Annotated in this window: 7 protein-coding genes; 1 reads left to right on the top strand and 6 read right to left on the bottom strand. The window is 74.2% G+C overall.

Translation table 11 applies throughout. The annotated features are described in order from the left end of the window. Positions 1 to 110: 110 nt before the first annotated feature. The 4 genes from ACFVGO_RS22820 to ACFVGO_RS22805 form a co-directional block, all read right to left on the bottom strand. Positions 111 to 839, bottom strand: a complete 729-nt coding sequence (locus ACFVGO_RS22820) for a DUF4097 domain-containing protein (protein ID WP_380633680.1) — start codon at positions 837 to 839, stop codon at positions 111 to 113. Between the two features lie 498 nt (positions 840 to 1,337). Next, a complete protein-coding gene (locus ACFVGO_RS22815; protein ID WP_380633678.1) occupies positions 1,338 to 1,964 on the bottom strand; it encodes a hypothetical protein in 627 nt (208 codons plus the stop codon). Positions 1,965 to 2,091: 127 nt separating this feature from the next. Further along, on the bottom strand, positions 2,092 to 3,402 hold the full coding sequence (locus tag ACFVGO_RS22810; RefSeq protein WP_380633676.1) for an MFS transporter: 1,311 nt from the start codon (positions 3,400 to 3,402) through the stop codon (positions 2,092 to 2,094). A 269-nt stretch (positions 3,403 to 3,671) separates the two neighbouring features. Then, the gene (locus tag ACFVGO_RS22805) at positions 3,672 to 5,033 is read right to left on the bottom strand and encodes a right-handed parallel beta-helix repeat-containing protein (RefSeq protein WP_380633674.1); all 1,362 of its coding nucleotides are present in this window, start codon (positions 5,031 to 5,033) and stop codon (positions 3,672 to 3,674) included. A gap of 31 nt (positions 5,034 to 5,064) precedes the next feature. Here ACFVGO_RS22805 and ACFVGO_RS22800 point away from each other — a divergent pair, with 31 nt between their 5' ends. Further along, positions 5,065 to 6,282 carry a Dyp-type peroxidase gene (locus ACFVGO_RS22800; RefSeq protein ID WP_380633672.1) on the top strand — a complete coding sequence of 406 codons (1,218 nt, stop codon included), beginning with the start codon at positions 5,065 to 5,067 and terminating at the stop codon, positions 6,280 to 6,282. Positions 6,283 to 6,469: 187 nt separating this feature from the next. Here the strand turns inward: ACFVGO_RS22800 and ACFVGO_RS22795 are convergent, their stop codons facing one another. Together ACFVGO_RS22795 and ACFVGO_RS22790 are read right to left on the bottom strand one after the other, a co-directional pair. Beyond that, positions 6,470 to 7,720, bottom strand: coding sequence for a cytochrome P450 (locus tag ACFVGO_RS22795; RefSeq protein WP_359897319.1), 1,251 nt, complete (start codon positions 7,718 to 7,720; stop codon positions 6,470 to 6,472). Positions 7,721 to 7,822: 102 nt separating this feature from the next. Next, positions 7,823 to 8,461 (bottom strand): TetR/AcrR family transcriptional regulator, encoded by a 639-nt coding sequence (locus ACFVGO_RS22790; protein WP_380355554.1) that lies wholly within the window; start codon positions 8,459 to 8,461, stop codon positions 7,823 to 7,825. Positions 8,462 to 8,537 lie beyond the last annotated feature (76 nt).

The following is an 8,537-nucleotide window of genomic DNA, read 5'->3' as shown; positions in this document are numbered from 1 at the left end:
AAAAGGCCCCCCCGAAGAAGGAGGAGAGGACCCCAACCGGCCCCCCAGGACATCCGGCCGTACCCCCCCCCCGGGCCCCCCCGCTGGCCGGCCCCGCGCCGCGGGGATCGTCAGGCCTGCTTGACCGTGATGTGTCCGTTGCTGGTGCTCAGGGTGAGCCGGTACCGGCCGGACGGGTCGTCGGAGACCCCGATGTCCTGGTGGCCGTTGTCGCTCTTCGCGGACACCTTGTACGTGGCGGCCGGCACGAGCAGGGTGATGGCGCCGTTGGAGGTCGACGCGGAGACGTCCTGCGGCCTGGTCGAGGTGATGTCGATCGCGCCGTTGTGGGTCTCGGCCCGGATGCGGTCGCCGTTCAGTCCGCGCCCGGTGATGGCGCCGTTGGTGGTCTTCACCTCGGTGCTGCCGTTCACCCCGTCCAGATCGACCGCCCCGGAGTGGGTGGAGACCTGCACGGCGCCCACCCGGGAGAGGCTGACCGCGCCGGTGGAGGTCCGGCCGCTGACCGGCAGCCCCGCGGGGACGTCGACGGTGTAGGTGACCGAGCAGTGCTGGCCGCAGCCGCCGAGCACCAGCACGCCGTTCTCGACCCGACTGGTCGCGCCCGGCTTGTCGTTCTTGTAGCTGACCGACCGGTGCACGGAGACCTTGTCGAGGCCGTCCCTGCCGCGCAGGGTCACGCCGCCGGAGGTGGTGTCGAGCTTCACCGCGGTGATCGTCCCGCTCACCGCGGCGTCGTCGTCGAAGTTGTTGTCGGGAGCCAACCCGCAGGCACCGAGACCGCCCACGGCGGCCGCGAGGACGACGAAGGACGCGAGACGGCCGTACTGCTGGCGCATGTCATTCCCCAGATCTGGAGGACGTTCCTGAACGGGCCCCGTCGCGGGGCGGACCCGACGACGCTATCCCGGTGCGAAAGCCATCGGCCATGGGGCTAACCCCCGTCCCCGGATGGGGAGTTCCCCCACCTCGGGGACGCCGGGCGCCCGCGGGTCACCGGCGAACCGGCGCAGGGCGAGGCCTGACGGAAGCGGCGCCCGAGGCAAGCGCGACGTTCGCAGGAAGAGAAGAGGCCCTCGGAGGCGGCGGCGAGATCGCGGCCCCGGTGGGTGGTGCGACGTGCCCTGTGCGCGACATTCGGGCGGAGGGGCGCCGGATCGACGGGGGAGCGATCCGGCGCCCGGCTCGGCGTCGGGGGCTGCGGCCTTGCCGCATCACCCGGTACGGGCCGACCGGGGCTGCGCCGTCACGGCCGCCCCGATCTGTCGACCTGTCAGAAGAATTCTACGGACAACGGATTGACCTGTCCATGGGGAGTCCGGGGCACCAGGCGAAGGTCACGCCCCGCGGGTGATGATCTCCTTCACGCCTTCCATGACGGCCTTTCCGGTCCGCCACTTCCGGAGGTGGCGGTCCGCCGCCAGTTCCTCGACGGCCGAGGTCAGCCAGGCATCGTCACCGAGACGTTCGACGTGGCCGAGGTCGACGATGTCCCCCAGCAGTTGGCGCAGCACCGTGAGCTCGGGCGCCGGGTACCACCACCCGTGGTGGACGAACCGGGGCCGCCACAGGTCGTAGGGGTGCCGGACCATGGCGCTGAGGCAGGAGCCGTGGGCGCCGATCGCGCCGTCGTACGAGTTCGGGAGGCCGCCGACCGGCGTGCTGGGGAACCGGCCGCGGGTGAACCCGAGTTGCAGGCTCATCAGGCGGTCCCACGGCACCAGGAACGGATCCCGCCCGGCGACGCGGTGCTCGAATCCCCCGGGGAGGACGGCGAGGTGCGCCGTGCTCTCGTGGTCGCCGATGAACCAGCCGCCGTCGATCCGCACCAGGGGGCCGAGGCCGACGGGCGGCGCTTCGGCGCGGGAGGCAGTGGAGGCAGCGGAGGCAGCGGAGGCAGCGGAGAAATCGGGGGAGTCGGAGGCGGTCGACCGGTCCGCGGCGGTGGGGTGGTTGGCGTTCACGGCTCTCCTCAGGGCATGCGGTGCTGTGCACCGACCAGTCTTCCCGGCGCCACCCCTCGGGTCACCATACCGGCCGGCAGGGGCCGTTGAGTGGGAGGACGCGAAAGCCGCCCTTCCGGCACCGGGGTTACTCGGCCTCGGACCCGGACCTGGACCCGGCCTCGACGCCGGCGCCGGAGTTCGACGCGGCGCCCGCCGGGACGGCCTCCAGCGCGGCCATCCGCGGGAGCAGGAGCAGCACCGCGACCAGCAGGGCGAGCAGCAGGCCGCCGCCGATCAGCAGCGGGGTGCGGATGCCGACGGCGGAGGCGATCCAGCCGCTGAGGGCGGCGCCGGCCATGATGCCGAGACGGCTGAGCAGCATGTAGCAGCTGTTGACCCGGCCGAGCAGCTCCTTCGGCACGGCCTGCTGGCGCAGCGAGATCGCCTGGATGTTCCAGGTGACGATCCCGAAGCCGACCACGCCGTACAGCACGGCCACTTCGGCCACCGAGGTGCTCAGGCCCATCAGGATCAGCGAGACGCCCATCAGCAGGAAGGCGAGGGCGATCCGGGTGCCCCGGCCGAGCAGCCGGCTGAGCCGGCCGGCCAGCGTGCTCGCGGCGGTGCCGCCGATGGCGCCGGCCGCGAGGACGATGCCGTAGGCGGCGGCGGGTGCGTGGATGACCCTGGTGACCATCAGGACCATCATGGTGGTGCCCATGAAGCAGGCGAGCGCGCCGAGGGTGGAGAGCACGGCGAGCATCCGCACGTCGCGGTGGCGGAGCAGCCAGTCGACGCCCTCGCGGATCTCGGTGAGCACCGGGCGGCGGTCGGCCCGGGTGCGCGGCGCGGTGGAGCGGCCGGTGGCGGCGACCAGGACGGCGGCGAGCGCGAAGGACACGCCGTCCACCGTGAAGGGGGCCGCGGCGGCCACGGCGAACAGCGCCGAGCCGAGCAGCGGGCCGATCAGGTTGCCGCCGACGAGCATGTTGGCCTGCATCCGGCCGTTGGCGGCGTCGAGCTGGTCGGGGCGGACCAGCTCGGGGACGGCCGAGGTGGCGGCGTTGGAGAAGACCGTCTCGCCGCAGCCGAGCAGGAAGGCCAGTGCGGCGAGCGCGACCAGCGGCGGGTCGGCGACGAAGATCCAGCAGGCGAAGCCCAGGACGACGGCGGCGCGCGCCGCGTCGATCGTCCACATCAGCCGTCGCCGGTCGGCCCGGTCGGCGAGCACTCCGCCGTACAGGGACATCAGCAGGAAGGGCAGGGACGCGGCGACGGAGACCACGGAGACCGCGCCGGGGGAGTCGGAGACGGCCACCGCCAGCAGCGGCAGGGCGGAGTCCCGCATGCCGTCGCCGACCGAGGAGATCGCCGACGCGGACCACAGCAGGTGGAACTTCCGGCCCAGTTGAGGACGGCTTTTCGAGGGCTTCGCGGCCAGGTCGGCTGAGGTCACCGACGCAGTATGTCATGTCCGCGGAGGGCCGTTCGGGCGGTTTCCGAACTGCCTGAGGTGTCCCGAACTGTCCGTGTCGGGAGGGGTGTCGGGGTCATCCGCCGGTGTCCGGAGTGTCCGGTGGGCTTCGGTGGATCCGGCCGGATTCCCGGCCGCCCGCCCCGCCTGTGCCCCGCCCGCCTGCCCCGCCCGCCCGGCCGGGGCGGGGCGGGGCGTGGCGGGCACGGGCGGGGCGACGCGAGCGCCCGCGCCCCCGGTCGCGCCCGGGGTCAGTGCTTCGGCACGGCGTCCGCGGCCTCCGGCAGCGGGTAGGCGCCGGGGTCGACCGGGCCCGGGAGGTCGGTCGCCGGGCGGCCGGGCGCGGTCGGGTCCGGCAGCGACGGCTGGGCCGGCGGGGCCGGGACCTGGCTGAACGGGATGCCGGGCGGCGACTGGACCGGGCTGGTCCGGCCGAGGGGCGGGGCGCCGCGGCCCTGGACCGCGCAGCCCGCCAGGCCCTCCAGGCCGTCCGGGCTCTGGACGGCCGGCTGGTTGCCGGTGAAGCAGTTGCCCGGATCGACGGAGGCGAGCACCAGGTCGGTGCCGTTGCCGGTGGCCCGGTTGTCCTCGACGCGGTTGCCGCTCGCCGGGTGCCCGGGCGGGTCGGTGACGAGGATCCCGGCCGCGCGGTTGCCCCGGACCAGGTTGCGCTGCACCTGGTTGACGGTGCCGCCGCCGATCCCGATGCCGATGCCGTAGGCGCCGTCGGCCTGTTGGGGGGTGTCGGTGGCGTTGTTGTCGGTGACGACGTTGCCCGCGATCACCGCGCCGTGCTGCGGGGCGAGGGCTTCGAGGTCGTTGGAGTTGAGGGTGACGCCGACCCGGTTGCCGCGGACCAGGTTGCCGACGACGGTGAGGTTGTCGGAGGCGTTGGTGATCTCGATGCCGACGGCGTTGCGCTCGACGGTGTTGCCCCGCACCAGGGTGTCGCAGGGCTTGCACTGGCCGACGTAGATGCCGGAGTCGGCGCCCCCGGAGGCGTACGAGTCCTCGATGACTCCGCCGCGGGCGTCGAAGGCGTAGATGCCGTACAGGCCGTTGTTGTACGCGGTGACGTTGCTGGCGCGGAAGCCCTGGACGGGCGGGAAGCGGACGGTGTCCAGCGGGTCGTAGGCGGAGCCGCCGGCGCCGTGCTGCTGCAGCTTCTCGTCGGTGACGCCGGTGAACAGCACGCCGTTGGCGAGGTAGCCGTGGACGGTGAGGTTCTCCACCACCGAGCCGGGGCCGGAGACGGTGATGCCGTTGACCAGCCGCAGGCCGCCGTCCAGGACCACGGTGTTGCGGTCGGTGCCGCGCAGCACGATCTTGGGCTTGGTGAGGCGCACGCTCTCCCGGTAGGTGCCCGGGTCGACCAGCACGGTGTCCCCCTCGCGGGCCACGTCGACGGCCTGCTGGACGGTCGGGAAGTGCTGCGGGACCCGGATGACCGTGCCGTCCGGGTGCTTGGCGTCGGAGGAGGCCGAGCCGCCCGAGGAGCAGCCGGCGAGGGCGAGGACGGCGGCGGCGAGCAGCGCGGGCAGACGCCTGACGGTTCGGGCCCCGCGTGGGGGTGTTGCGGTCGGACCGGGGTGACGGGTGGTCAAAAGTTGCATACGGCGTGTTCTATCGTCTCCAATGTCGCCCATGCATGCCGAAGCCGGAAAGGCGCAGGACCGGACACCGACCGTCAGGACCGGTGTGGGTCGGAGGGCCCTGATCACGGGCGGGGCGGTGGCGGCCGCCGGACTCGGTGCCGGGGCCGCGGCGTTGGCCCTGGGCGGCGGCGACGGCCGGGCGGACCCCGGCCGGCCGGCAGCGGCGCCGGAGCCGTCCGCCGAACCCTTCCACGGCGAACGGCAGGCCGGGGTGACGGCCCCGCAGCAGCCGGCCACCCAGCTGCTGGCCTTCGACCTGGCGCCCGCCGCGACCTCGGACGGGCGGGCCGCCCTGCGCGGCCTGCTCGGCGGGCTGACCCGGGTGCTGGCAGAGGCGGCGGGCGCCAGCCCGGCGGACGCGCGGCTGCGGGACGGCCGGCCGGCCGGGCTCAGCAGCCTGGTGGGGGTCGGGCCGGGCCTCGCCGCCCGGTTGGGGCTGAACGTTCCGCCGGCCCTGCTGACCGAGCTGCCCGCCTTCCCCGGGGACCGGCTCGACCCGGCGCGCGGCGGCGGCGACCTGGTGGTCCAGCTGTGCGCGGTGGACCGCTGGCCGCTGTCCGTGGTCGCCGAGCAGGTGGGCGATGCGGCCCGGGCGGCCGGCGCGACGGTGCGCTGGACGCAGTCCGGCTTCCTGGCCCGGACGACCGGGGGCGCCACCCCGCGCAACCTGTTCGGCTTCAAGGACGGCACGGCGAACCCGGACGGTACGGACAGCGGGCAGTGGGTCTGGGGTCCGCCGGGACCGTACGAGCACGGGACGACGCTGGTCTACCGCCGGATCCGGATGGACACCGCCGCCTTCGCCGCCCTCCCCGGGGACCGCCAGGAGCAGGTGATGGGCCGCCGGGCCGGCGACGGCGCCCCGCTCACCGGCACGGCGGAGCACGACGAGCCGGACATCTACACCAAGAACCCGGACGGCTCGTACGTCATCCCGGCCACCGCGCACGTCCGCCTCTCCAGCCCCCGGCTGGACGGCGGCGCCCGGATGCTGCGGCGCGGCTACAGCTACGACGACGGCCCGGGCGACCGCGGCCTGCTGTTCTGCGCCTTCATGCGCGACCCGGCCCAGTTCACCCGGGTCCAGAACCGGCTGGCCGCCCGCGACGCCCTCAACGCCTTCGTCGAGCACACGGCCTCGGCGGTGGCCTACGTGCTGCCGGGCGCGCCCGAGGGCGGGACGCTGGGGGAGGGGCTGTTCGGATGAGCCGTCCGGACGAGCTGTTCGGACGAGCCGTTCGGGCGAACGGTGCGGAGGAACAGCCGCTGTCCGGCGGGAACATGAGCACCGGCGCGGCGACGCCGAGTGCGTCGAGCGGCGCCGGGAGCGGTGACCGAGCGCCCTGCCCGACTGTTGACGCCGAGCGGGGCGCCGACCGCGCTCCCGGACGCGGCTACCAGTCCACCGGGAGGCGGGCCGGGCTCCGGGTGGTGCCGCCGAGCTGCCAGGCGAGGTCCGCGACCGGGACGGTGAGGCGCAGGCCGGGCAGCGCGGTGGCGAGGCGGTGCAGGGACTCGCGCATCTCCAGCCGGACCCGCCAGGCGCCGATGCAGTAGTGCGGTCCGGCGCTGAAGGCGAGGGTGGGGGCGGCGAGCGGGAGGCCGAGGTCGGCGTCGAGGCCCTCGGGATGGACGGCCGGGTCGCGGTTGGCGCTGCCGAGGCTGACGGCGACGACCGAGCCGGCCGGGATGGTGACGTCACCGACCTCGATCGGCGCGGTGGTGCGGCGGATGGTGGCCTCGTCGTCGCCGAGCGGGATGTAGTGCAGCAGGCGTTCGGCGGTGCGCTCGGCGATGGCCGGGTCGGCGAGGCGCGGCCAGTGCTCGGGGCGTTCGCCGAGCACGTAGACCAGGGCGTTGGCGAGGGCCCCGGCGACGCTCTCGTTGCCGCTGGCGGTGAGCCCGGCGACCAGGAAGACGAGGGACTCCTCGGGGACGCCGCCGTCCTGGTCCGCGGCCCGGACCAGCCGGCTGACCAGGTCGTCACCGGGCTCGCGGCGCCGGCGGGCGACCAACTCGCCCATGAAGGCGCCGAATTCGGCGAGGGTGTCGTCGTGACCGGTCTCGGTGCCGCGTCGGTCCTCGGCCTGGAGATCGGCCGAGCTCTGGTTCCCGCCCTCGTCCTCGCCCTGGGCGAGCAGGGCGAGCGTCCAGCGGTGCAGCCGCTCCTCGTCCAGGTGGTCGGGCCCGTCCCCGTCGAGCCCCATCAGCCGGGTGGTGACGGCGAACGGCACCGGCCGGGCGAACGCGGGGACGAGGTCGGCCGGCGGGCCGGCGGCGACCAGCCGGTCCACGGACTGCTGGACGGCGGCGGCGACCCAGGGCTGCCAGCCGGCGATGGCGCGCGGGGTGAAGGCCCGTTGGGCGGTGCCGCGCAGCCGGCGGTGGGCGGGCCCGTCCTGGTTGAACAGGGACGCCGGGTTGGCGGCCACGTCGGCGGTGGCACCCGCGGTGCCGACGTCATGCAGGTCGGCCCGGGTGACCCGGGGGTCGCCGAGGACCTGCCGGACGTCGTGGTAGCGGGTGATCAGCCACGCGGGGGTGCCGTCCGGGAGGGTGGTGGGGTGGGGCGGCTGGGCAGGGGTGAGGGGGAGCCGGTGGAGTGGGGGGAGGGTGGTCCGGGGGTCGGCTGCGACGGAGTCCATGGGTCCCTTCGCGGGGTTCGGAGGTCCGGCTGGTCGAGGGGAGTCGAAGCGCGTAATTGTCATATATTCATAGGCAATTGGACGCTTGTGGTGCTTCTCCCGTTACGCCCCGATGATATGCCCTCGGCGCTCCCGGTCGGGTGCCGGATCGGCGGGCAGCAGCGGCCGGAGGGCGCCCAGTACGGCACCGATGCAGGCGTCCCGAAGCTCGGTGCGGGTGCAGGTCTCCTCGGTCAGCCAGTCGATGACCAGCACCCGGACGAACACCAGCCAGCTGCGCAGGACCTGTGACACCGCCTGCCGCGCCCGCTCGTCCGCGAGCGGGAGGACGCCGAGCAGCCGGCCGCGCAGGGCGTCGAGCTCCTCGGCGATGATCGTCTGGATCACCTGGTCCCCGGCCAGCACCCGGTTGGCCGTGAGCACGGCGTGCCGGTTGGCGATGAAGTAGTCCAGGTGGGCGTCCATGCCCTCGACCAGCTGCTCGATCAGGGTGTCGGCCGGGTCGAAGCGGGTCTTGGCGAGCAGGCCGTCGGCGGCCTCCCGGTAGACCGCCGCGAAGAGGTCGTGCTTGCTCGCGAAGTGCCGGTACAGCAGCGCGCGGGAGACTCCGGCCCGCTCGGCGACCTCCTCCATCAGCACCTCCTCGTACGGCCGTTCGGCGAACATCCGGGCGCCGACGGAGAGCAGCTGGGCGCGTCGCTCGGCGAGGGAGAGCCGACGGCGTCGTTCGTGGACTGGCATGCGGGCCAGGCTACTTGACACATGTCTACTTGTCGGCGCTAGCTTGGTGGGGCACGGTTGGTAGACACGTGTCAAC

The organism is Kitasatospora sp. NPDC057738, from assembly GCF_042798815.1.
Taxonomy (GTDB): Bacteria; Actinomycetota; Actinomycetes; order Streptomycetales; family Streptomycetaceae; genus Kitasatospora; species Kitasatospora lactacystinica.
Note: the sequence above shows the minus strand (reverse complement) of the source record. Positions and strands in the feature narration are given on the sequence as shown.

Coding starts and splice junctions, on each gene's coding strand:
- ACFVGO_RS22790 (WP_380355554.1), bottom strand. CDS start 8,461: ATGCCAGTCCACGAACGACGCCGTCGGCTCTCCCTCGCCGAGCGACGC.
- ACFVGO_RS22820 (WP_380633680.1), bottom strand. CDS start 839: ATGCGCCAGCAGTACGGCCGTCTCGCGTCCTTCGTCGTCCTCGCGGCC.
- ACFVGO_RS22795 (WP_359897319.1), bottom strand. CDS start 7,720: ATGGACTCCGTCGCAGCCGACCCCCGGACCACCCTCCCCCCACTCCAC.
- ACFVGO_RS22805 (WP_380633674.1), bottom strand. CDS start 5,033: ATGCAACTTTTGACCACCCGTCACCCCGGTCCGACCGCAACACCCCCA.
- ACFVGO_RS22800 (WP_380633672.1), top strand. CDS start 5,065: ATGCATGCCGAAGCCGGAAAGGCGCAGGACCGGACACCGACCGTCAGG.